Raw genomic sequence first — 22,058 nt, 5'->3', positions numbered from 1 at the left:
GCCGGCCGCGGGGTGCGCCATCATCCCCCCGAGATGCTGGATACCTCGCGGGAGCCCGTGCCCGCCGCCACCGACGCCCCTGCCGAAGAGCCGCGCGGCTGCCTGTTCGCGCTCTCCCAGCCACCGCTGATGATCTTCCTCGGGGTGATCGGCTGTCTGCTCCTCCTGGCCGCGGTGCACGACCTCTTCGTGCTCTGACCCCCGTGGCGGGCCCCGTCAGCCCGCGGCCTCCTTGCGGCGCGCCCGGTACGCGGCCACGTGCAGACGGTTGCCGCAGGTGCGGCTGTCGCAGTACCGGCGCGAGCGGTTGCGCGAGAGGTCGACGAAGGCCCGGCCGCAGTCCGGCGCCTCGCAGCGCCGCAGCCGCTCCTGCTCGCCCGCCACGACGATGAAGGCGAGGGCCATGCCGCAGTCGGCCGCCAGGTGGTCGGCCACGGACGCGCCCGGCGCGAAGTAGTGCACGTGCCAGTCGTAGCCGTCGTGGTCGGTGAGCTGCGGGGTGGTGCCCGCACCCGCCACCAGCTGGTTGATCAGGGGGGCCGCGATCCGGGCCTCGGGGGCGGAGAAGACCGCCGCGAACTTCTCGCGCACGTCGCGCACGGCGCGCAGGTCGTCGGGGACGAGATCGCCCACGCCGCTGACCTTGTGCGCGTGCAGGAAGTCGTGGAGCTCCGGGAGGTCCGCGAGCTCGTCGGTGCGCTCGCCCTGGGGCGCGGTGTTCATCAGATCGACGACGGTGTCGAGGGCGATCCGGGTGTCGTGGGGGATCAGCACGATTCGCTCCCTTGCCGGCCGCGTGCGGGTGCCCGCGGAATGGCGGGTACTTTAGCGCGCCCCGGAAAACGACACCGGCGCCCTCCACCGCGCCGGCTGCGCGGTGGGAGCGCCGGATCTCGTGCCTATGTGACTGGCTGCGAGGCGCCGTCTCCCCGAGTCGGACGGCGCCGTGCGGCTCTCGGCCTGGCTCAGCTGTCGGCCAGGATGTGGGAGAGCTCCGTATCGAGATCGAAGTGCCGGTGCTCGGTGCCCGGTGGCACGGCGGCGTCGGTCCTCTTCAGGAACGACTCCAGGGCCCTCGCCGGGGCCTCGAGCAGGGCTTCTCCCTCGGGGGAGCTCAACGCGATGCAGACGACTCCCTGACCGTGACTACGGGACGGCCAGACGCGGACGTCGCCCGTGCCGGTGGGCCGGTGCAGCCCCTCGGCGAGAAGGTCGCGGGCGAAGACCCATTCGACAGTCTCCTCGGCTCCGGTGTGGAAGGTGGCGTGCACGGCATACGGATCGGCCGTGTCATACCGCAGGCCCGCGGGTACAGGCAGTGAGGACTCGCTCGACACAACGAGGCGCAGGTGCAGCTCGCAGCTGACCGTGGTGTTCATAAGCGCCAGGGCCTTTCGCTCAGTGTGCGCTCGGGGATTCGCACGTCGGCGAAATCGACATGCCACCTCCGGTGGCGTTGTAAACCCCTCTGTCGGTTTTGTGATCGTTCAGGTAGCTCGGATGGGTGCGTGTGACCTGCGGTAATACCGCCATTCCGGTGGGGGCTCCCGGTCCGGTAGGTTGGGGGCATGAATGCGGAGAGTGACGAGCGCGCCGGGGAATCCGCGGACGGCCAGGAAGCCGGACTGGGATCCCGTGCACCGGAGTTCATCAAGTCGCGGCGAGGGCTGCACCTGAGCTGGCAGGTCGGCGTCTTCATCGTGGGACTGGCCGTGGTCGGCGCCGGAGTGGTGATGCTGCCGCTCCCGGGGCCGGGCTGGCTGGTCATCTTCGGAGGCATGGCGATCTGGGCGACCGAGTTCGTCTGGGCGCAGCTCGTGCTCCGCTGGACCAAGCGCAAGGTCACGGAGGCCGCCCAGCGCGCCCTCGACCCCAAGGTCCGCCGCCGGAACATCATCCTCACCACCGTCGGTCTGGTGATCGTCGCCGCGCTGCTCGCCGTCTACTTCTGGAAGTTCGGCTTCGTCATGCCGTGGAAGATCGACGAGTGACCTTCCGATGGTTCGGAAGCACCGCTGACATGCGGTAATGTTTGCGGTGCGCCGGGGCGATTAGCTCAGCGGGAGAGCACTTCGTTCACACCGAAGGGGTCACTGGTTCGATCCCAGTATCGCCCACCACCCGGCCCGAAGGCCCGGAGACGGAACACCGTCTCCGGGCCTTCGGCGTCTCACCGCATCCGCGCGAGCCGCTCCCGCAGCCTCCGGGCGTCCCGCAGCCGCTGCTCGTACGTGGCACCCACCGCGAGCAGCACGAGACCCGCGAGGGCCGGCGGCAGCCAGCGCGGCAGCGCGCCCACCGCCTGCACCACGTACGGCGCCAGCTCGTGCAGCCCGTCCAGGGCGAGCACCGTCCCGCCGAGCACCAGGAGCGCCTGGAGCCGGAAGCGGGCCCCGAGCAGCGTCACCGCGAGCGCCGCGACCCCCAGGGCCAGCGGGCGCGCCCACTCCGGATCCGTCCAGGCCGCCGCCAGGCTCGGCAGCAGCGTCACCGCGAGCCCCGGGCCGTACGCCGTCCAGGACGAGGCCTCCGGGTCCCGGCGCCGCCGCAGGAACCCGACGACCAGCGCGGGCACGGTCACCGGGAGCGTGTACGCCTCCGGGGTCGTCACGTCCCAGACCGCGAGCCGTACCCACGTGGCGAGCAGGAACAGCACCGCCGCCGTCCACGAGGCGAACCGCCGCCGCTCGGGCCGGACGGCCTTCGCCGCCGCGATCACGCCGCCGAGGGCCAGCGCCAGCGCGAGGAACGCGGGGCGGGACGCGGCGATCCCCAGGGCGAGCAGCCCCACGGCCCCGCCCGTGATCTCGACCGCCAGGGCCACCGGCCGCGGCGCACGGGCCCCGATGGCGGCGGTCGCCGCCGGGACGAGCAGCAGCGCGAGCGCCGTCCACTGGTCCTCGAACCGGCCGGCGGCCGCCACCGCGAAGACGAGCCCCGTCGCCGCGAGCACGGCACCGGTGGCCGAGACCACCCGGCGCGCGTCCGTGCCGAGCACCGCGACGCCCGCGAGGAGCGCGAGGACCACGCCGAGCGCGGCGAAGGTGGCCGTCCGCACGTCCAGCGCGAGGGCGACCGCGCTCATGGCGGACGCGAGCCCGCCGGCGTACGCCGTCCACCCGAGGACGGTCCCGGGCTGCGGGGCCTGCGCCCGGGGCACGGAGGGCGCCCATGCGGGCCAGGGGGTGGCGGGCCCGAAGCCCTGGGGCGCGGCGGGTGCCTCCGTCGTGACCGGTCCGGTCTCCCCGGGGCCGTCGGCCTTCGCCGTGGCCCGGACGCCGGGGCGACCCACCGCTGTGGTGGCCGCGCGCAGGCCGCGCGTCAGCGGGCCCGGGCGGACCGCGGTCCACAGGGCGGCCGCCGTCGTCAGCAGCTGAAGGGCGAGCGTCGCCGCGTACGGCAGGTCGAGGGAGACGGGGAGCGCGGTGAGCAGCGCCCAGACGAGGGCCAGGGCCCCGCACCGGGCCCAGAGGCGGGGGACGACCGCGAGTGCGGCCACCGCCGCCGCCAGGACCAGGACCGCCGTCGCCGGGTAGGAGGTCAGCTCACGTGCGGCGTGCTCGCCGGACCAGACCTCCGTCGTCCGGGCCGCCGGCCCGAGAAGCCCCACCACCGCGGGCGGCAGCGCCCACACGACCCCGAGCGCCGCGACCCCGGCACCCGCGCCGGCAAGGCCGAGCCGGATCCCGCGCGGCAGCCGCCCACGGTCACCGACCGGCGCGGCCGGGCCGGATCCCGTACCGAGAGGGATCGCCGGTCCGAACCCCGTGCCCGCCGGGGCGGCCGGGCCGGACTCTCCGCCGGCCGCGGCCCCCGTGTCGGCCGTGCCCGCCGGGCCCGGCTCCGCGCCCGCCGAGACGGGCGTCGTCGTGCCGCCCAGGCGCCAGACCGTCGTCAGGGCCAGGGCGCACAGGACGTAGCCCGGGACCGACCAGTCCGTGGGGAGGGCCGTGCGGAGGAGGCCGCCGGTGGCCGCCAGGGTGGCCAGGCCCGTGATCGCCGAGGCCGCCGTCGCGACGGCGGGCGCGCGCCAGGCCGCGTACAGGGTGATCGCCGCGCCCGCCAGGAGCAGCGCGGCGCCGCTCCACGGGGAGACGAGGGAGAGCCGGCCGCCCGTCAGGAGGGCCCAGCCGCCCAGAGCCGTCGCCGCCGCGCCCGCCGCGATCCGGACCGCCACCGGGCGGGTCCACAGCACGACCGCCGCGTCCGCCGTCGCCGTCACGAGCGCCGCCCACGCGAGCGCCGTCGACCCGCCGCCCGCCGCGAGCACACCCAGCGGCAGCGGCAGCTGGGCCGCGACCACGGCCACCGGCCGGGGGAGCCGCAGCCGGGACAGCGCCGAGCCGTACCCCGTCCAGGCGCCCGCGAGGACCGCCGACGCCACGGCCGTGTACCCCAGGGCGTCCGTCTCCGGCAGCGCCACCCGGTGCAGCGCGTACGCGTCGAGAACCGTCAGGACCAGGCCGAGCGCCCCCACCGACTCGGCCGTCGACAGCAGGCCCTTGCGCAGCAGCGCCACCGGCGCCGCCAGCGCGGCACCGGTCACCACGGCCAGCACCGTCGCGCGGGCGCCGATCCCCATCGAGCCCCAGCTCACCAGGGTGAAGGCGACCGCCGCGATCGTCAGCAGCGTCCCGCCGAGCGTGAGCAGGACGTTCTGCGCGCTGCGCGGCGTCGAGTCCGCGAGCGGCGTGCGCGGGTGGAGCGGGGCCGCCGCGACCGGCGGGTACAGCACCTGGACCAGCCAGGCGCGGCGCGCCAGCAACTGGGACCGGCGGGAGTCGAGTTGCGCCAGCTCGCGGTCGACGAGCACCAGCTCGTCCGCGGGCGGCAGGGAGTTGTCCATACCCGGAGTGTGGCTCCGGCCGCAGCCGGCGGGAATGCGTCCCGGTACTCAGATTCCCGTCTGAGTACGTCCACACTGGGGGCATGGACTGGTGCCGGTACCGCTTCCGCTGTGTATGGCGGCTCGCCGCCCCGCCCGAGGCCGTCTACGCGGTCCTCGAACGCGCCGAGGAGTACCCGCGCTGGTGGCCCCAGGTCCGTGAGGTCGTGCCCCTCGACGAGACCACCGGGACCGCCCGCTTCCGCTCCCTCCTCCCGTACGACCTCGTCGTCACCGCCCGGGCCCTGCGCCACGACCCGGCCGCCCGCGTCCTGGAGATCGGCCTCGGCGGGGACCTGGAGGGATGGGCCCGCTGGACCCTCGCCCCGGAAGGGACCGGCACCCGCGCGCTGTACGAGCAGGAGGTCGAGGTCCGCGCCCGGCTCCTGCGGGCCCTGGCCGTCCCCGGGAGGCCCGTCTTCCGCGCCAATCACGCCCTGATGATGCGGGGCGGACGGCGCGGCCTCGCGGCTCAGCTGCGCGCGGTTTGAACGAAGGGCGCGAAGGCCTGTATGGTTCAACCCGTTCCCGGGCGATTAGCTCAGCGGGAGAGCACTTCGTTCACACCGAAGGGGTCACTGGTTCGATCCCAGTATCGCCCACCGGGAGAGGCCGGTCCGTCGAAAGACGGACCGGCCTCAGCCGTCTCCGGAGCCGATCACGCCGCCGTGCTCAGCTCCGGTCGCAGCGGCCACGCCGGGTCCACCGTCTCCGGCGTCCCCTGCCGGGTGAACCAGGCCTGCAGCCCCCGCGCCTGCGCCGCGTGCCACACCGCCTGGAGCGTGTGGAGCTCGCCCGGCGTCAGCCGCTCCAGACGGGACGAGAAGCGCCGCGCCACCGCCCGTACGACATCCATCGCCGCCGTCGCGTCCGCCGCCGCGTCGTGCGCGCCCGTCAGCTCGACCTCGTAGTGGGCGCACAGGTCCGTCAACGTCCTGCGGCCCTTCCGGTAGCGGTCCAGGTGCTTGTCCAGGACCCGCGGGTCGAGCACCGTCAGGGGGCTGCCCGCCGTGTAGTTCCCCAGCGACGAAGCCCGGTGCCGGCGCAGCTCGCGGTCCAGGATCGTCAGGTCGAACGGCGCGTTCATCACCACCAGCGGCCGCCCCGCCGCCGACTGGTCGGCCAGCGCCCGCGCCAGCTCCTCCATCACCGGCGCCGGCCACCGGCCGTTCCGCTGGAGGTGATCGTCCGTCAGGCCGTGGACGGCCGTCGCCCCCTCCGGCACCGGTATGCCGGGGTTGACCAGCCAGCGCGTCACCCGCGGACGCGCCCCCTCCGTGTCCTGGACGACGAGGGCGGCCGAGACGATCCGGTCCTCCTCGACGTCAACTCCTGTGGTCTCCGTGTCGAAAGCGGCCAGGGGCCCTTCGTACCAGTGCATCGACATCCCCGAACTCCCTGCACACGTGCGGCAGATGGCCAACCCCCTGCCCCGAAACGGTGATACCCGGACTGTTTGCGTCGTACGCGGACCGGTCACAACACAAGGGACGGGGAAGGAAGACGACATGGCGCTCGCCCAGCCCGAGTCGGGAGGGCTGCCGCCCCAGCGGGTGGCACCGACGCGCGGCTCACTCGCCACCACCGCCTGCATGGAGACCCTTCAGGTGGGATACCTGCACGCCGTCGCCGCCGCGGCCGGCTGCTCGCTGTCCCAGCCCTTTCCGGACAACGGCATCGACTGGCACGTGAGCCACAGCGCTCCCGGGCACACCGTCGACGACGAAGTGACCATCAAGGTGCAGCTCAAGTGCACCTACCAGATACCGCCGCGCCCCCCGGGCAGCACGTTCTCGTTCACTCTCGACAACGACCACCTGGTGAAACTCGCCCGGACACCGGTGTCCGTCCACAAGATCCTGGTCGTGATGCTCGTCCCGAGGGCGCCCGAGGACTGGCTGAGAGCGAGCCACGACCGGCTCGACCTGCGGCACTGCTGCTACTGGACCAACCTGGCCGGACACCCGGTCACGGGACGGCGCCGGACCACCGTGCGCATCCCGACGACGCGGATCTTCGACGACCGGGCGCTCTGCGAGATCATGACCCGGGTCGGCGTGGGAGGGAGACCTTGATGCACCGACCGATCGACGAACGAGGGTTCGGAGACGAGGGGGACGGGGCCGGGCGCGGCCCCGTCCCCCCGCCCTACCGGCCCCATCCGGCGCCCGGCGAGACCCCCGGACCCTGGACCGGCATCCCCGCCCCGCCCATCGGTCCCTGGGCCGACACGCAGGGCGCACCCGATCCGGGCAGGGTCGACCCGCGGGTCCTCGGCGCGCTCCTCGCCCGGCACGGCTGGCGGCGGCGCGGCGGCGCCGTCGGCCGCTACAGCCGCTGGACCCCGCCCGGCAGCGGCACCGGCACGAGCCTCCTCGTCCCGGAGAGCCGCGCCTTCCCGGACTGCGAGGACCTGCTCGGCGAGGCGCTCACCGCCCTCGCCCGCAGCGCCACGCCCTCCGCCCGCGAGGTCCTCACCGGCCTCTCCGTGCCCAGCGACGAGATCCGCTGGTGGCGCGACGTGCCCCCGGGCCCGGCCGGCACCGTCCCCTGGACCGTGCAGGAGCAGCTCAGGTCCGCCGCCCGCCAGCTCCTCCTGGCCGGCGCCCTCGCCGTGCGCGGCCGGGCCGGCTACCACGGCGCCCGGCACCGCAGGGCCGCCCAGGCCTCCCTGGAGACCGTCGTCGTCGGCGCGGCGCCCGGCGGCCGCGGCCTGACCGCCTTCCTGCCGGTCGAACCGGGCCGCCCGATCGCCGTCCGGCTCTACCACGCGCTGTACGCGGCCCGTGAGGCCGTCGACTACCAGCGGGCCACCGGCGGCACGGAGGCCTTCGACGCCGCCGTCGAGGCGGGCGTGAGCCGGGAGCTCACGGAGGCGCTCGTCGCCCTCGTCCGGGGCACCGAGGGCGCCCGCGTCGCCCTGGAGTGGGCGCCGGCCGCCGGCGCGCCCGCGGGGTGCGCGGCCCGGCCCGAACCGGTCGAGTTCTCGCCCGGTGACCTGCCCGCGCTGCGGGAGGCGAGCGCCCGCTACCTGACCGACGAGCCCTCCGTGCCGGTCCGGCTCACCGGCGCCGTCGTCCGCATGCGCCGCTCCGGGCCGCGCGGCGAGGGGATCGTACGGCTCCGGGTGCTCGGCGGCGCGGAGGTGCCGCACGTCCGGGTCGCCCTCGACGAGGAGGCGTACCGCACGGCCGGCCACGCCCACCTCGTCGGCCTCCCGATCCGGGTGGTGGGCCGCCTGGAGAGCCGCGGCGGCTTCCGCCGCCTCACCGACGCCTCCGGGGTCGTCCCCGTCCAGGTCGACGAGACGGAACGGGACCGGCTGCTGAAGTCCCTGCACGAGAACCTCGACTTCTTCGAGGAGGCGTGCGGGCCGGACGACGAGGAGTGAGGGAGGGGCGGGGCGCGCCGCCTGCCGGGGAACGGGGCGCACCGCCTGCCGGGGAAACCGTTTCGCGGGCAGTGGCGACCGCTCGGTAAGATCGGTGACGACGCGGCACCTCGTCTCTGCCGCGCGTCGCCGGCGCCGGCACCTCGTGTCTGCCTGCGCCCCTATGTATGGAGTACCCGTGTCTGATGTCCGTGTGACCGTCCAGTCCGCCTCGGAGGCAGAGGAGAGGGCGGTGAGCGCGGGCACCACCGCCGGCGCCCTGTTCGCCGACGACCGCACCGTCATCGCCGCCCGCGTGGGCGGCGAGCTGAAAGACCTGTCGTACGAGCTCCGCGACGGCGATGTCGTCGAGGGCGTCGAGATCTCCTCCCCGGACGGTCTCGACATCCTGCGCCACTCGACCGCGCACGTCATGGCCCAGGCCGTGCAGGAGCTCTTTCCCGAGGCCAAGCTGGGCATCGGCCCGCCGGTCCGGGACGGCTTCTACTACGACTTCGACGTCGAGAAGCCCTTCACTCCCGAGGACCTCAAGGTCATCGAGAAGAAGATGCAGGAGATCCAGAAGCGCGGCCAGCGCTTCGCCCGCCGCGTGGTGACCGACGAGGCCGCCCGCGAGGAGCTGGCGGACGAACCGTACAAGCTGGAGCTCATCGGCATCAAGGGCGCCGCGTCGACCGACGACGGCGCGAACGTCGAGGTGGGCGGCGGCGAGCTGACCATCTACGACAACCTCGACGCCAAGACCGGCGAGCTGTGCTGGAAGGACCTCTGCCGTGGTCCGCACCTGCCGACCACCCGGAACATCCCGGCGTTCAAGCTGATGCGCAACGCGGCCGCCTACTGGCGCGGCAGCGAGAAGAACCCCATGCTCCAGCGCATCTACGGCACCGCCTGGCCGTCGAAGGACGAGCTGAAGGCGCACCTCGACTTCCTCGCCGAGGCCGAGAAGCGCGACCACCGCAAGCTGGGCAACGAGCTCGACCTCTTCTCCGTCCCGGACGAGATCGGCTCCGGCCTCGCGGTCTTCCACCCCAAGGGCGGCATCATCCGCCGGGTCATGGAGGACTACTCGCGCAAGCGCCACGAGGAGGAGGGCTACGAGTTCGTCTACTCGCCGCACGCCACCAAGGGCAAGCTGTTCGAGAAGTCCGGCCACCTGGACTGGTACGCCGAGGGCATGTACCCCCCCATGCAGCTCGACGAGGGCGTGGACTACTACCTCAAGCCCATGAACTGCCCGATGCACAACCTGATCTTCGACGCGCGCGGGCGCTCCTACCGTGAGCTGCCGCTGCGCCTGTTCGAGTTCGGCACCGTGTACCGGTACGAGAAGTCGGGCGTCGTCCACGGTCTGACCCGCGCCCGTGGCTTCACCCAGGACGACGCGCACATCTACTGCACCCGCGAGCAGATGGCGGAGGAGCTCGACAAGACCCTCACCTTCGTCCTGAACCTGCTCCGCGACTACGGTCTGAACGACTTCTACCTGGAGCTGTCGACCAAGGACCCGGAGAAGTTCGTCGGCTCCGACGAGGTGTGGGAGGAGGCCACCGCGGTCCTCCAGCAGGTCGCCGAGAAGCAGGGCCTCCCGCTGACCCCCGACCCGGGCGGCGCCGCGTTCTACGGCCCGAAGATCTCCGTGCAGGCGCGGGACGCCATCGGCCGCACCTGGCAGATGTCGACCGTGCAGCTCGACTTCAACCTGCCGGAGCGCTTCGACCTGGAGTACACCGCGCCGGACGGCACCAAGCAGCGCCCGGTCATGATCCACCGCGCGCTGTTCGGCTCGATCGAGCGCTTCTTCGCCGTGCTCCTGGAGCACTACGCGGGCGCGATGCCGCCGTGGCTGGCCCCGGTCCAGGCGACCGGCATCCCGATCGGTGACGCGCACGTCGACTACCTGCACGAGTTCGCCGCGAAGGCGAAGAAGCAGGGCCTGCGGGTCGAGGTCGACTCCTCCTCGGACCGGATGCAGAAGAAGATCCGGAACGCGCAGAAGCAGAAGGTCCCGTTCATGATCATCGCGGGTGACGAGGACATGGCCGCCGGCGCCGTCTCCTTCCGCTACCGCGACGGTTCGCAGGAGAACGGCATCCCCGTCGACGAGGCGATCGCCAAGCTCGCCAAGGTCGTCGAGGACCGCGTCCAGGTCTGATGAGCTGAGCGGTTCAGGAGGCCCCCGGGGAACCCCCCGGGGGCCTCTCGTCGTCCCGGGTGAACGCCTGGATCAGCCAGGACGAGAACGAACCCGTCACCGCGCCGAGCAGGGCGAGACCGACGCCCATCATGCCCACGGCCGTGAGGCGGCCCATCGGTGTCACCGGGGTCACGTCGCCGTAGCCCACCGTCGCCAGGGTCGCGCACGCCCACCAGACGGCGTCCCCGAAGGTGCGGATCGTCGCGCCCGGGGCGGTGTACTCGAAGTGGTAGACGGTCAGCGCCCCCGCGAAGCCGAGCAGGCTCGCCGTCATTCCCGCGTACGCCATGACCCGGGCGTAGAGCGTGAGCCGGGGCTTGTCACGGCGGCGCTGCACCCGGTCGTAGACGCTCACCATCCGCAGCGGGCGCAGCAGCGGAAGGATCACCACCACCGTGTCGAGGAAGTGGTGGCGCACGAAGCGGAGCAGGCCGAGACCGCTCAGCCTGACGCGTACGACGAAGTCCACGAGGAAGATCGCCCAGCCGGCAAAGGTCAGCGCGAGACACAGGTCGCGCAGGGCCCCGGACAGACCGTGCCCCAGGATCCGCAGCGCGTAGGCGGCGAGGAAGACCAGGGCCGTCACCGTCAGCGGGGTCTCCATCCAGCGATCCCAGCGTTCCTGCGCGGGCGGGATCAGCGGCCTGTCTCTCATCGGATCAGCATGGCCGCTGCATGGATCTTCCGCCCCGGCGACACGTTCCGAACGGACGACGCAATATGCTGCTCAGCATGACGACTGAGCCGGAGCAGCAGATCGGAGTGGGGACGCAGGACGCGTTCCAGCGCCTGTGGACGCCTCACCGGATGGCGTACATCCAGGGCGAGAACAAGCCGACCGGGCCGGGGTCCGAGGACGGCTGTCCGTTCTGCGTGATCCCGTCGAAGTCGGACGAGGACGGCCTGGTGATCGCGCGCGGCCAGGGTGTGTACGCGGTGCTCAACCTCTACCCGTACAACGGCGGTCACCTGATGGTCGTCCCGTACCGCCACGTCGCCGACTACACCGACCTCGACGAGGCGGAGACGGTCGAGCTCGCCGCCTTCACCAAGCGGGCGATGGTCGCGCTGCGGGCGGCGTCCGGGGCGCACGGCTTCAACATCGGCATGAACCAGGGCGCCGTCGCGGGCGCCGGCATCGCCGCGCACCTGCACCAGCACGTGGTGCCCCGCTGGGGCGGGGACACCAACTTCATGCCGGTCGTCGGGCACACCAAGGTGCTGCCCCAGCTGCTCGCCGACACCCGGAAGATGCTGGCCGACGCCTGGCCGGCCACGCTCTGACCGGCTGACGCGTCCGTGGGAGACCCGGGTCAGGCCTCGTAGACGTCGGCCTTCTTCGGACCCGGGTCCTGGATGCCGCCGCTGAGGACGAGCGAGCGGTTGGTGAAGCGCTCCGTGTCCACGTTGTGCTCGTCGAGCACCTTGATGGTCGCGGCGTGCACGGCGCGGAGCACGGGCGTGGCCATGCGGATGGCGTCGTCGGACATGAAGCGGTTCTTCCAGAGCGGCCCGGCCCAGACGTGCCGCAGGCCGAACGGCTCGGGCAGGGTCATCTTGCCGCCGAGGAAGTCCAGGACCGGCGGGTACCAGGTGAGCGGCGCGCGCACGGCGAGGCGCACGATGTCGTTGGTCCCGAGGAGGGGCTGCTGGATCTCCTTCGTCTCCCAGAAGCGGACGGTCTTGGCGACCTCCTTGGTCTTCGCCTTCGGCTTCGTGGTGAAGAGGCCGTGGACGGGCCCGAGCGCATGGCCGGTGACCTCGATCCGGAGCGTGTGGTGGAGCGAGGTGACGGTGACCATCATGGTGAGGACGAGGTTTCCGTCGTAGAGCGTGAACTGCACGCCGAGGTAGTGACGGTTGCCCGCCCCGAACTGCTGCTCGTTGCAGATGCGCTGTATCTCGTGCGGCTTCACCTGGTAGTGGACGATGTTGTCGCCCTCGGGGCGGGTGACCTCGTCGGCGCCCTCGCCGACCGGGGAGACGATCCAGTGCTTGACGGTCGGCTTGGGGAAGCCGGTCTTCAGCGAGCCGCGCTCCAGGAGCGCCAGCTCGTCGTGGATCTTCCGGACGACGTCCCAGGCGCGGAACGCGTGGAGCTCGCGGCCGGGCTGGGGCTCCAGCTGCTCGGCGAGCGACCAGCTGCCCCAGCGGGTGCCCAGACCGAGGATCCCCTTCGGGCCCGCGTAGAAGACGATGTTGGACTGCTGCTCCGCCGAGAGCTTCTCCAGGTTGACCCGGAGGGCCTCCGCCGACTTCTCGCCCGGGTCCTGGGGGACGGACTTGGGGACGTGGGGGCCGACCCCGCCGCCGCCGAGCAGGCCCGACCAGCGCTCGCGCAGGTCGACGGCGGCGTTCAGGCAGATCCGGCCCGCGAGGTACCAGCCGACGACCGGGGCGACGACCATCGCGCGCAGGTAGTTCGGCAGGATCCCGTCGAAGGGCAGCTTGATCAGGACGAGCGCCGCGAAGATCCCGGCGATCCACAGGAGGCCGGTGCCGATGGCGCTGTGGCGCTTGTTGTCGGCGCCGGCGACGAGGCGGCGCAGCTGGATGACGCCGAGCCAGAGCAGCAGGCCGGGCAGGAAGAGGACGCCGCAGAAGAAGGTGACCAGGGTCAGCTTGATGTCGCGCTGTCTGCGCAGGTGGGTGGCGGCCAGGCAGTGCTCGACGACCGGCTGCGGCTCGGCACCGAAGGACTGGATCAGGGCCTTGCGGGCACCCCCGAGCATGCGGACCTGGACCGCCCGGGAGAAGGCCTCGCCGAGGTCGGGGCTGAAGAGCCCCCACTTCCCCTCCTTGACCGTGGTCTTGTAGAGGTCGTTGTCGGCTTCCTGGATGGTCTTCAGAGGGCTGTCCCGGTACGCGGCGGACGCGAGCGCGTTCGTCGCGCCCGTACCGCCTCCCGAGTTCTGGAGGGGGATCTGAGCCCCGGGTCCGAAACCGTCGATCGCCACTGCCGCCCCCATCGCGCGCGAGTATCTGTGCGGGCTGTTCCCAACTGCCGTGCCCCGCACACCTTCTGAGCTGGGCACCACAGCGTAACCGGGTACGGCCGGATGCGTCACGGCCTGTGGATATCGTCGGCCGAATGACGTCCGCCCGGCAAGCGCCGGGCGGACATGGCCCCCTGTCATTCCGTCAACTATGAGCCCTTTTCGGCCTGTTCACGGATCTTCTCCGCCAGGTGCGGCGGCATCGGCTCGTGCCGGGCGTACGTGCGGTCGAACCGGCCGGTGCCGTGCGAGATCGCGCGCAGGTCGATCGCGTACCGCCCGATCTCGATCTCCGGCACCTCTGCCCTGACCACGGTCCGTCCGGGACCGGCCTGGTCGGTGCCGACGACCCGGCCGCGCCGCCCCGACAGGTCGCTCATGACCGGGCCGACGTACTCGTCGGGGACGAGGACCTCCACCTGGGCGACCGGTTCGAGGAGGTGGACGGGCACGTCGGCGGCCGCCTCGCGCAGGGCGAGGGCCCCAGCGGTCTGGAAGGCGGCGTCGGAGGAGTCCACCGAGTGGGCCTTGCCGTCCCGCAGCGTGACCCGGATGTCGACCAGCGGATGGCCGGTGGCGAGCCCGCGCGCCGCCTGCGCCCGTACGCCCTTCTCGACGGACGGGACGAACTGGCGCGGCACGGCCCCGCCGACCACCTTGTCGACGAACTCGATGCCGCTGCCCGGCGGCAGCGGCTCCACGTCGATCTCGCAGATGGCGTACTGGCCGTGGCCGCCGGACTGCTTGACGTGCCGGCCCCGGCCCGAGGAGGCGCCGCCGAAGGTCTCGCGCAGCGCCACCTTGTACGGCACGGCGTCGACCTGCACGCCGTACCGGCCGCGCAGCCGGTCGAGGGCGACCTCCTGGTGGGCCTCGCCCAGGCACCACAGCACCACCTGCCGGGTGTCCTGGTTCTGTTCGAGCCGCAGCGTCGGGTCCTCGGCGACGAGCCGGGCGAGGCCCTGCGAGAGCCGGTCCTCGTCGGCCTTTCCGTGGGCCTGGACGGCCAGCGGCAGCAGCGGCTCCGGCATGGTCCACGGCTCCATCAGGAGCGGATCGTCCTTGGCGGAGACGGTGTCGCCGGTCTCCGCGTGGCCGAGTCGGGCGACACAGGCGAGGTCCCCGGCGATGCACTCCGCGAGCGGGCGCTGCTGCCTGCCGAACGGGGAGGTGAGCCCGCCGACCCGCTCGTCCGCCTCGTGCAGCTCGTGGCCGTCGCGGGACCCGTCCAGACCGTGACCGGAGACGTGCACGGTCTCGTCGGGGCGCAGGGTGCCGGAGAAGACCCGGACCAGGGAGATCCTTCCCACATAGGGGTCGGCGGCCGTCTTGACGACCTCGGCGACCAGCGGCCCGTCCGGGTCGCAGGTGAGCGCGGGCCGGGAGCGGCCGTCGGGGGTGGTCACGGAGGGCGCCTCGTGCTCCAGGGGGGAGGGGAAGCCGCCGGTGATCAGCTCCAGGAGTTCGAGGGTGCCGAGCCCCTGCGTCCCGCCGTCGGCGGCGGGGGCGGCCGCGAGCACCGGATGGAAGGCGCCGCGGGCGACGGCCTTCTCCAGGTCGTCGACGAGGGTCTTCACGTCGATCTCCTCGCCGCCGAGATACCGGTCCATGAGGGTCTCGTCCTCGCTCTCGGCGATGATCCCCTCGATGAGCCGGGCGCGGGCCTCGGCGATGAGCGCCCGCTGCCCCTCGTCGGGCGCCTCCTCCCGGCGCACCCCGGACGAGTAGTCGAAGATCCGCTCCGAGAGCAGGCCGACGAGACCGGTCGCGGGCGCGTGCCCGTCGGCGCCCTCGGCGCCGCGCACCGGCAGGTAGAGGGGGAGGACGGCGTCGGGGTCGTCCCGGCCGAAGAGCCCGGCGCAGACGGCGGTGAGCTCGGTGAAGTCGGTGCGGGCCGTGTCGAGGTGGGTGACGACGATGGCCCGGGGCATGCCGACGGCGGCGCACTCCTCCCAGATCATGCGGGTGGAGCCGGCGACGGCGTCGGCCTCCTGGGCGGCCGAGACGACGAAGAGGGCCGCGTCCGCCGCGCGCAGACCGGCCCGCAGCTCCCCGACGAAGTCGGCGTACCCGGGGGTGTCGAGGAGATTGATCTTGCATCCGTCCCAGCCGACCGGGACGAGGGAGAGCTGTACGGAACGCTGCTGGCGGTGCTCGATCTCGTCGTAGTCGGAGACGGTGCCGCCGTCCTCGACCCGCCCGGCCCGGTTCACCGCTCCCGCGGTCTGCGCCAGGGCCTCGACGAGGGTCGTCTTGCCCGATCCGCTGTGGCCGACCAGCACCACGTTCCGCACGGCCGAGGGCCGGTCGGCCGTAGGAGCCCTGCCGGCGGCTCCGGCGGGGGTCTTCGCCTTGTCACCCATGATGTGTTCCTCCCGACTGCTCGCACGGTGCGGCGGGACGCGGGCGCGGGGGAGTGGTGTGTCGCGGTACGGCTCCTGCGGTGCCCGCGGTGGTCCTTCGAGCTTTGCACCGACGCCAGGAAGCGTCCATACGTCGTACACGCGGCACCTCCCCGGAGGGCCGTCGGTGGGACGCCGGAGGGACGCCGGAGGGACGCGGACGCGGCGGGGCGGGTGCCCGCCGGTGCGCCGGGACGCGCGTGGATACGATGGGCGGGCCGGTGGTCGTAGGGGCCGCGCGGCCCACCGAACCTCGGGAAGGCCATGCTGAACAAGTACGCGCGTGCCTTTTTCACGCGTGTCCTCACACCGTTCGCCGCGTTTCTGCTCCGCCGGGGCGTCAGCCCCGACGCGGTCACGCTCATCGGCACGGCGGGGGTGATGGCCGGTGCGCTGGTCTTCTTCCCCCGCGGAGAATTCTTCTGGGGCACGATCGTCATCACCCTGTTCGTCTTCTCCGACCTCGTCGACGGCAACATGGCCCGGCAGGCGGGGATCTCCAGCCGCTGGGGCGCCTTCCTCGACTCGACGCTCGACCGGGTCGCCGACGGCGCGATCTTCGGCGGCTTCGCGCTCTGGTACGCCGGCACGGGCGACGACAACATCCTGTGCGCCGTCGCGATCTTCTGCCTGGCCAGCGGCCAGGTCGTCTCGTACACCAAGGCACGAGGCGAAGCGATCGGCCTGCCCGTCGCCGTGAACGGCCTCGTCGAGCGCGCCGAGCGCCTGGTGATCTCCCTGGTCGCCGCGGGCCTCGCGGGGCTCCACACGTTCGGCGTGCCCGGCGTCGAGGTCCTGCTGCCGATCGCCCTGTGGATCGTGGCCGTCGGCAGCGCCGTCACCCTGGGCCAGCGGGTCGTGACCGTGCGCCGGGAGTCGGCCGAGGCGGACGCCGCCGCGGCCGGGGGCGGCGGGGCGGCCTCGTGAGCACTTTCAGGGAACGGCTGAGCGACGGTCTTTACGGCGCCGGCTGGGCGACCGTGAAGAAGCTGCCGGAGCCGGTGGCGACGGGCCTCGGCCGGCGGATCGCCGACCTCGCCTGGAAGCGGCGCGGCAAGAGCGTCCTGCGGCTCGAATCGAACCTCGCGCGCGTGGTGCCGGACGCCACGCCCGAGCGGCTCGCCGAGCTGTCCAAGGCCGGCATGCGCTCGTACATGCGGTACTGGATGGAGTCCTTCCGGCTGCCGACCTGGAGCAAGGAGCGGGTCGAGCGGTCCATCGACATCAAGGACCGCCACTATCTGGAGGACGGCCTCGCCTCCGGGCGCGGGGTCATCCTCGCGCTGCCGCACCTGGCCAACTGGGACCTCGCGGGCGTGTGGGTGACCCGCTCGGTCGGCGTGCCGTTCACCACGGTCGCGGAACGGCTCAGGCCCGAGTCGCTGTACGACCGGTTCGTCGCCTACCGCGAGTCCCTCGGCATGGAGGTCCTGCCGCACACCGGCGGCTCCGCCTTCGGCACCCTCGCCCGGCGGCTGCGGGCCGGCGGCCTCGTCTGTCTGGTCGCCGACCGCGACCTCTCGGCCTCCGGCACCGAGGTCGCCTTCTTCGGGGACACCGCGCGGATGCCGGCCGGCCCGGCGATCCTCGCCCAGCAGACCGGCGCGCTGCTGCTGCCGGTGACGCTCTGGTACGACGACACGGCGGTCATGAAGGGCCAGATCCACCCGCCCGTCGACGTGCCCGAGTCAGGTACGCGGGCCGAGAAGACGTCCGTCATGACACAGGCGCTCGCCGACGCGTTCGCCGCGGGCATCGCGGACCACCCGGAGGACTGGCACATGCTGCAACGACTGTGGCTCTCGGACCTGGAGGAGCGGGAGGAGCCGGCCGCGTGAAGATCGGGATCGTCTGCCCGTACTCCTGGGACGTGCCGGGCGGCGTCCAGTTCCACATCCGCGACCTCGCCGAGCACCTCGTCCGGCTCGGCCACGAGGTCTCCGTCCTCGCCCCCGCCGACGACGAGACCCCGCTGCCGCCGTACGTCGTCTCCGCGGGCCGCGCCGTGCCCGTCTCGTACAACGGCTCGGTGGCCCGGCTCAGCTTCGGCTTCCTCTCCGCCGCGCGGGTCCGCCGCTGGCTGCACGACGGCACCTTCGACGTCGTCCACATCCACGAGCCGACCTCGCCCTCCCTGGGGTTGCTCACCTGCTGGGCGGCGCAGGGGCCGATCGTGGCCACCTTCCACACCTCGAACCCCCGCTCGCGGGCCATGATCGCCGCGTACCCGATCCTCCAGCCCGCCCTGGAGAAGATCAGCGCCCGGATCGCCGTCAGTGAGTACGCGCGCCGGACGCTGGTGGAGCACCTCGGCGGCGACGCCGTCGTCATCCCGAACGGCGTCGACGTCGACTTCTTCGCCCGCGCCGAACCGAAGAAGGAGTGGCAGGGCGAGACCCTCGGCTTCATCGGCCGCATCGACGAGCCGCGCAAGGGCCTGCCCGTCCTCATGCGGGCGCTCCCGAAGATCCTCACGGAGCGGCCCGGCGCCCGGCTCCTCGTCGCCGGGCGCGGCGACGAGGAGGAGGCCGTGGCCTCGCTGCCGTCCGCGATGCGCTCCCGGGTCGAGTTCCTCGGCATGGTCAGCGACGAGGACAAGGCGCGGCTGCTGCGCAGCGTCGACGTGTACGTGGCGCCCAACACCGGCGGCGAGAGCTTCGGCATCATCCTGGTCGAGGCGCTGTCGGCCGGCGCGCCGGTCCTCGCCGCCGACCTGGACGCCTTCGCGCAGGTCCTCGACCAGGGCGCGGCGGGCGAGCTCTTCGCCAACGAGGACGCCGACGCGCTCGCGGACGCGGCGATCGCGCTCCTCGGCGACGCGCCGCGCCGCGCGGAGCTGAGCGCCCGGGGCTCGGCGCACGTGCGCCGCTTCGACTGGTCGACGGTCGGGGCGGACATCCTGGCGGTGTACGAGACGGTGACGGACGGGGCGGCGTCGGTCGACACCGACGAACGCCCACCGGGCCTGCGGGCGCGGCTGGGCTTGTAGTCCCGGACCGCGCGAGGGGCTGCACCCGCGCCTGGGGGCGGGGCGCGGGTTCCATGGCCGTGACCTTGGGGAAGGTGTGCCGCCGTCGCCCCGGTAGCCTGTGCGCCCGTGACCGAAACCCTGATCTGGACCGTCGTCGCGCTGATCCTCATCGGCGTCTATCTGAGCTGGACCGCCGGGCGGCTGGACCGGCTGCACACGCGCATCGACGCGGCCCGCGCCGCCCTGGACGCGCAGCTGCTGCGCCGGGCCTCGGTCACCCAGGAGCTCGCCACCTCCGGCGTCCTCGACCCGGCCGCCTCGATCGTGCTGTACGAGGCCGCGCACGCCGCCCGCCAGGCGGAGGAGGACCACCGGGAGGTCGCCGAGAGCGAGCTGAGCCAGGCGCTGCGGGCGGTCTTCGGCGAGCCCGAGCAGGTGGAGCTCGTACGGCAGGCGCCGGGCGGCGAGGAGGCCGCGGGGGAGCTGGCGCAGGCCGTCCGCCGGGTGCCGATGGCCCGCCGTTTCCACAACGACGCCGTACGGGCCGCCCGCGCCCTGCGCCGGCACCGCAAGGTCCGCTGGTTCCGGCTCGCGGGCCACGCGCCGTTCCCTCTGGCCTTCGAAATGGACGACGAGCCTCCTGCGGCCCTTGCTGATCGTCCGGCCTGACCCTCGTAGCCTGGGAAAACGATCCACCGGGTCCACATTGGCCCTTGATGTGGACCGAGGGTGGCCTGTTTCCTCTTCTTGTCGTCAACCCCTGTTGTCACGAGTGAGGTATCCGTGTCCACCACGCCTTCCACCACCTTCCAGTCCCCCGAGACCGGCACCGCGCGCGTGAAGCGCGGCATGGCCGAGCAGCTCAAGGGCGGCGTGATCATGGACGTGGTCAACGCCGAGCAGGCGAAGATCGCCGAGGACGCCGGCGCCGTGGCCGTCATGGCCCTGGAGCGGGTCCCCGCGGACATCCGCAAGGACGGCGGCGTCGCCCGCATGTCCGACCCGAACATGATCGAGGAGATCATCGGCGCGGTCTCCATCCCGGTCATGGCCAAGTCCCGCATCGGCCACTTCGTCGAGGCCCAGGTCCTCCAGTCCCTCGGCGTCGACTACATCGACGAGTCCGAGGTCCTGACCCCGGCCGACGAGATCAACCACTCCGACAAGTGGGCCTTCACGACCCCCTTCGTCTGTGGCGCCACCAACCTGGGCGAGGCCCTGCGCCGCATCGCCGAGGGCGCGGCCATGATCCGCTCGAAGGGCGAGGCCGGCACCGGCAACGTCGTCGAGGCCGTCCGCCACCTGCGCCAGATCAAGAACGAGATCGCCAAGCTGCGCGGCTTCGACAACAACGAGCTGTTCGCCGCCGCCAAGGAGCTGCGCGCCCCGTACGAGCTCGTCAAGGAGGTCGCCGAGCTCGGCAAGCTGCCGGTCGTGCTGTTCTCCGCCGGTGGTGTCGCCACCCCCGCCGACGCCGCGCTCATGCGCCAGCTCGGCGCCGAGGGCGTCTTCGTCGGCTCCGGCATCTTCAAGTCGGGCGACCCGGCCAAGCGCGCCGCCGCCATCGTGAAGGCCACGACCTTCTACGACGACCCGAAGGTCATCGCGGACGCCTCCCGCAACCTGGGCGAGGCCATGGTCGGCATCAACTGCGACACCCTCCCCGAGTCCGAGCGCTACGCGAACCGGGGCTGGTAAGCACCGATGAGCACCCCCGTAATCGGTGTCCTGGCCCTCCAGGGCGACGTACGGGAGCACCTGATCGCCCTGGCCGCGGCTGACGCCGTGGCCAGGCCGGTCCGGCGTCCCGAGGAGCTCGCCGAGGTCGACGGCCTGGTCATACCCGGCGGTGAGTCCACCACCATCTCCAAGCTGGCCGCCCTCTTCGGCCTGATGGAGCCGCTGCGCGAGCGGATCGCGGGCGGCATGCCCGTGTACGGCACCTGCGCCGGCCTGATCATGCTCGCCGACAAGATCCTCGACCCGCGCTCGGGCCAGGAGACCTTCGGCGGCATCGACATGATCGTCCGCCGCAACGCCTTCGGGCGACAGAACGAGTCCTTCGAGGCCGGTGTCACCGTCACGGGAATAGAGACCCCCGTCGAGGGCGTCTTCATCCGTGCCCCGTGGGTCGAGTCCGTCGGTGCCCAGGTCGAGGTGCTCGCCGAGCACGACGGCCACGTCGTCGCCGTCCGGCAGGGCCGGGCCCTCGCGACCTCCTTCCACCCCGAGCTCACCGGCGATCACCGGATCCACGAGCTGTTCGTGGACATGGTGCGCGCGGAACGGTGACACGATCCCGGTAGGATCTCTGGGGTTCGTTCAAGAAGTTGGTTACGCGAAGGAGACAGGCAGATGTCCGGCCACTCTAAATGGGCTACGACGAAGCACAAGAAGGCCGTGATCGACGCCAAGCGCGGCAAGCTCTTCGCGAAGCTGATCAAGAACATCGAGGTCGCGGCGCGCACGGGCGGCGCCGACCCGGAGGGCAACCCGACGCTGTTCGACGCCATCCAGAAGGCGAAGAAGAGCTCGGTCCCCAACAAGAACATCGACTCCGCGGTCAAGCGCGGCGGTGGTCTTGAGGCCGGCGGCGTCGACTACGCCACGATCATGTACGAGGGCTACGGCCCGAACGGTGTCGCGGTGCTCATCGAGTGCCTCACCGACAACCGCAACCGTGCCGCCTCCGACGTGCGCGTCGCCATGACCCGCAACGGCGGTTCGATGGCCGACCCGGGCTCGGTCTCGTACCTGTTCAACCGCAAGGGCGTCGTCGTGCTCCCCAAGGGCGAGCTGTCCGAGGACGACGTCCTGGAGTCGGTGCTCGAGGCCGGCGCCGAGGAGGTCAACGACCTCGGCGAGTCCTTCGAGATCATCAGCGAGGCCACCGACCTGGTCGCGGTCCGTACCGCCCTCCAGACGGCCGGCATCGACTACGACTCGGCGGAGTCCAGCTTCGTCCCGACCATGCAGGTCGAGCTCGACGAGGAGGGCGCGCGCAAGATGTTCAAGCTGATCGACGCCCTGGAGGACAGCGACGACGTGCAGAACGTCTTCGCCAACTTCGACGTCAGCGACGAGGTCATGGAGAAGGTCGACGCCTGATCGCGGTCTTCGCACGCAGCGGGGGGGGGGGGGGGGGGGGGGGGGGGGGAGGGGGGGGGTGGGGGGGGGTGTGGGGGGGGGGGGGGGGGAGGGGGAGGGGGAGGGGGA

General features: G+C 72.5%; 21 protein-coding genes and 2 tRNA genes. 16 read left to right on the top strand and 7 right to left on the bottom strand.

Annotated elements, in window-relative coordinates; genetic code table 11:
* The first annotated feature begins 33 nt into the window (after positions 1 to 33).
* Positions 34 to 198 carry a hypothetical protein gene (locus ACZ7HT_RS19075; RefSeq protein ID WP_467018740.1) on the top strand — a complete coding sequence of 55 codons (165 nt, stop codon included), beginning with the start codon at positions 34 to 36 and terminating at the stop codon, positions 196 to 198.
* 18 nt (positions 199 to 216) lie between these two features.
* On the opposite strand, the gene ACZ7HT_RS19070 is transcribed toward ACZ7HT_RS19075, so the two are convergent.
* Both ACZ7HT_RS19070 and ACZ7HT_RS19065 read right to left on the bottom strand, forming a co-directional pair.
* Complete coding sequence (locus ACZ7HT_RS19070) at positions 217 to 774, bottom strand: CGNR zinc finger domain-containing protein (protein ID WP_471166916.1); 558 nt, start codon at positions 772 to 774, stop codon at positions 217 to 219.
* Positions 775 to 965: 191 nt separating this feature from the next.
* A complete protein-coding gene (locus tag ACZ7HT_RS19065) occupies positions 966 to 1,379 on the bottom strand; it encodes an SsgA family sporulation/cell division regulator (RefSeq protein WP_015032345.1) in 414 nt (137 codons plus the stop codon).
* A 189-nt stretch (positions 1,380 to 1,568) separates the two neighbouring features.
* Between ACZ7HT_RS19065 and ACZ7HT_RS19060 the strand changes: the two genes are divergently transcribed.
* A complete protein-coding gene (locus ACZ7HT_RS19060) occupies positions 1,569 to 1,991 on the top strand; it encodes a TIGR02611 family protein (protein ID WP_471166913.1) in 423 nt (140 codons plus the stop codon).
* 54 nt (positions 1,992 to 2,045) lie between these two features.
* Positions 2,046 to 2,120: transfer RNA gene (locus ACZ7HT_RS19055), tRNA-Val, on the top strand.
* A 50-nt stretch (positions 2,121 to 2,170) separates the two neighbouring features.
* Here ACZ7HT_RS19055 and ACZ7HT_RS19050 read toward each other — a convergent pair.
* Complete coding sequence (locus tag ACZ7HT_RS19050; protein ID WP_471166910.1) at positions 2,171 to 4,846, bottom strand: SCO7613 C-terminal domain-containing membrane protein; 2,676 nt, start codon at positions 4,844 to 4,846, stop codon at positions 2,171 to 2,173.
* A gap of 83 nt (positions 4,847 to 4,929) precedes the next feature.
* On the opposite strand from ACZ7HT_RS19050, the gene ACZ7HT_RS19045 reads away from it, so the two are divergent.
* Positions 4,930 to 5,376: an SRPBCC family protein gene (locus ACZ7HT_RS19045; RefSeq protein ID WP_471166907.1), complete on the top strand. Its 447-nt coding sequence runs from the start codon at positions 4,930 to 4,932 to the stop codon at positions 5,374 to 5,376.
* Positions 5,377 to 5,415: 39 nt separating this feature from the next.
* Positions 5,416 to 5,487, top strand: a tRNA-Val gene (locus ACZ7HT_RS19040).
* Between the two features lie 56 nt (positions 5,488 to 5,543).
* On the opposite strand, the gene ACZ7HT_RS19035 is transcribed toward ACZ7HT_RS19040, so the two are convergent.
* Positions 5,544 to 6,272, bottom strand: coding sequence for an exonuclease domain-containing protein (locus ACZ7HT_RS19035; RefSeq protein ID WP_471166904.1), 729 nt, complete (start codon positions 6,270 to 6,272; stop codon positions 5,544 to 5,546).
* A 121-nt stretch (positions 6,273 to 6,393) separates the two neighbouring features.
* On the opposite strand from ACZ7HT_RS19035, the gene ACZ7HT_RS19030 reads away from it, so the two are divergent.
* The 3 genes from ACZ7HT_RS19030 to thrS all read left to right on the top strand — a co-directional run bounded on the left by ACZ7HT_RS19030 (position 6,394) and on the right by thrS (position 10,431).
* Positions 6,394 to 6,960: a DUF4365 domain-containing protein gene (locus ACZ7HT_RS19030; protein ID WP_471166901.1), complete on the top strand. Its 567-nt coding sequence runs from the start codon at positions 6,394 to 6,396 to the stop codon at positions 6,958 to 6,960.
* Positions 6,960 to 8,276 carry a hypothetical protein gene (locus ACZ7HT_RS19025; protein ID WP_471166898.1) on the top strand — a complete coding sequence of 439 codons (1,317 nt, stop codon included), beginning with the start codon at positions 6,960 to 6,962 and terminating at the stop codon, positions 8,274 to 8,276. Before ACZ7HT_RS19030 ends, ACZ7HT_RS19025 begins: the two co-directional genes overlap by 1 nt.
* Before the next feature lie 178 nt (positions 8,277 to 8,454).
* Complete coding sequence (thrS, locus tag ACZ7HT_RS19020; protein WP_471166895.1) at positions 8,455 to 10,431, top strand: threonine--tRNA ligase; 1,977 nt, start codon at positions 8,455 to 8,457, stop codon at positions 10,429 to 10,431.
* A 13-nt stretch (positions 10,432 to 10,444) separates the two neighbouring features.
* Here thrS and ACZ7HT_RS19015 read toward each other — a convergent pair whose 3' ends face one another.
* Positions 10,445 to 11,128, bottom strand: a complete 684-nt coding sequence (locus tag ACZ7HT_RS19015; RefSeq protein WP_471166892.1) for a potassium channel family protein — start codon at positions 11,126 to 11,128, stop codon at positions 10,445 to 10,447.
* A gap of 65 nt (positions 11,129 to 11,193) precedes the next feature.
* Between ACZ7HT_RS19015 and ACZ7HT_RS19010 the strand changes: the two genes are divergently transcribed.
* Positions 11,194 to 11,757: an HIT family protein gene (locus tag ACZ7HT_RS19010; protein WP_030692008.1), complete on the top strand. Its 564-nt coding sequence runs from the start codon at positions 11,194 to 11,196 to the stop codon at positions 11,755 to 11,757.
* Between the two features lie 29 nt (positions 11,758 to 11,786).
* On the opposite strand, the gene ACZ7HT_RS19005 is transcribed toward ACZ7HT_RS19010, so the two are convergent.
* A complete protein-coding gene (locus ACZ7HT_RS19005; RefSeq protein ID WP_471166888.1) occupies positions 11,787 to 13,442 on the bottom strand; it encodes a hypothetical protein in 1,656 nt (551 codons plus the stop codon).
* A 176-nt stretch (positions 13,443 to 13,618) separates the two neighbouring features.
* Positions 13,619 to 15,832: an elongation factor G-like protein EF-G2 gene (locus tag ACZ7HT_RS19000; RefSeq protein ID WP_471166885.1), complete on the bottom strand. Its 2,214-nt coding sequence runs from the start codon at positions 15,830 to 15,832 to the stop codon at positions 13,619 to 13,621.
* Positions 15,833 to 16,135: 303 nt separating this feature from the next.
* Here ACZ7HT_RS19000 and pgsA point away from each other — a divergent pair, with 303 nt between their 5' ends.
* From pgsA to ACZ7HT_RS18965, 7 genes are all read left to right on the top strand, one after another.
* On the top strand, positions 16,136 to 16,798 hold the full coding sequence (gene pgsA, locus ACZ7HT_RS18995; RefSeq protein WP_471166882.1) for a phosphatidylinositol phosphate synthase: 663 nt from the start codon (positions 16,136 to 16,138) through the stop codon (positions 16,796 to 16,798).
* Positions 16,795 to 17,709, top strand: coding sequence for a phosphatidylinositol mannoside acyltransferase (locus ACZ7HT_RS18990; protein WP_471166879.1), 915 nt, complete (start codon positions 16,795 to 16,797; stop codon positions 17,707 to 17,709). The genes pgsA and ACZ7HT_RS18990 overlap by 4 nt, the downstream gene beginning before the upstream one ends.
* Positions 17,706 to 18,860, top strand: coding sequence for a glycosyltransferase family 4 protein (locus ACZ7HT_RS18985; RefSeq protein WP_471166876.1), 1,155 nt, complete (start codon positions 17,706 to 17,708; stop codon positions 18,858 to 18,860). Before ACZ7HT_RS18990 ends, ACZ7HT_RS18985 begins: the two co-directional genes overlap by 4 nt.
* A gap of 108 nt (positions 18,861 to 18,968) precedes the next feature.
* Entirely contained in the window at positions 18,969 to 19,511 is a 543-nt protein-coding gene (locus ACZ7HT_RS18980; RefSeq protein ID WP_123450414.1) for a hypothetical protein, read from the top strand.
* 114 nt (positions 19,512 to 19,625) lie between these two features.
* Positions 19,626 to 20,540, top strand: a complete 915-nt coding sequence (pdxS, locus tag ACZ7HT_RS18975) for a pyridoxal 5'-phosphate synthase lyase subunit PdxS (RefSeq protein WP_184932491.1) — start codon at positions 19,626 to 19,628, stop codon at positions 20,538 to 20,540.
* A 6-nt stretch (positions 20,541 to 20,546) separates the two neighbouring features.
* Positions 20,547 to 21,134, top strand: a complete 588-nt coding sequence (gene pdxT, locus ACZ7HT_RS18970) for a pyridoxal 5'-phosphate synthase glutaminase subunit PdxT (RefSeq protein ID WP_471166872.1) — start codon at positions 20,547 to 20,549, stop codon at positions 21,132 to 21,134.
* 63 nt (positions 21,135 to 21,197) lie between these two features.
* Complete coding sequence (locus tag ACZ7HT_RS18965) at positions 21,198 to 21,950, top strand: YebC/PmpR family DNA-binding transcriptional regulator (RefSeq protein ID WP_471166869.1); 753 nt, start codon at positions 21,198 to 21,200, stop codon at positions 21,948 to 21,950.
* The last annotated feature ends 108 nt before the right edge of the window (positions 21,951 to 22,058 follow it).

Source organism: Streptomyces sp. NPDC037410 (assembly GCF_055602235.1).
Note: the sequence above shows the minus strand (reverse complement) of the source record. Positions and strands in the feature narration are given on the sequence as shown.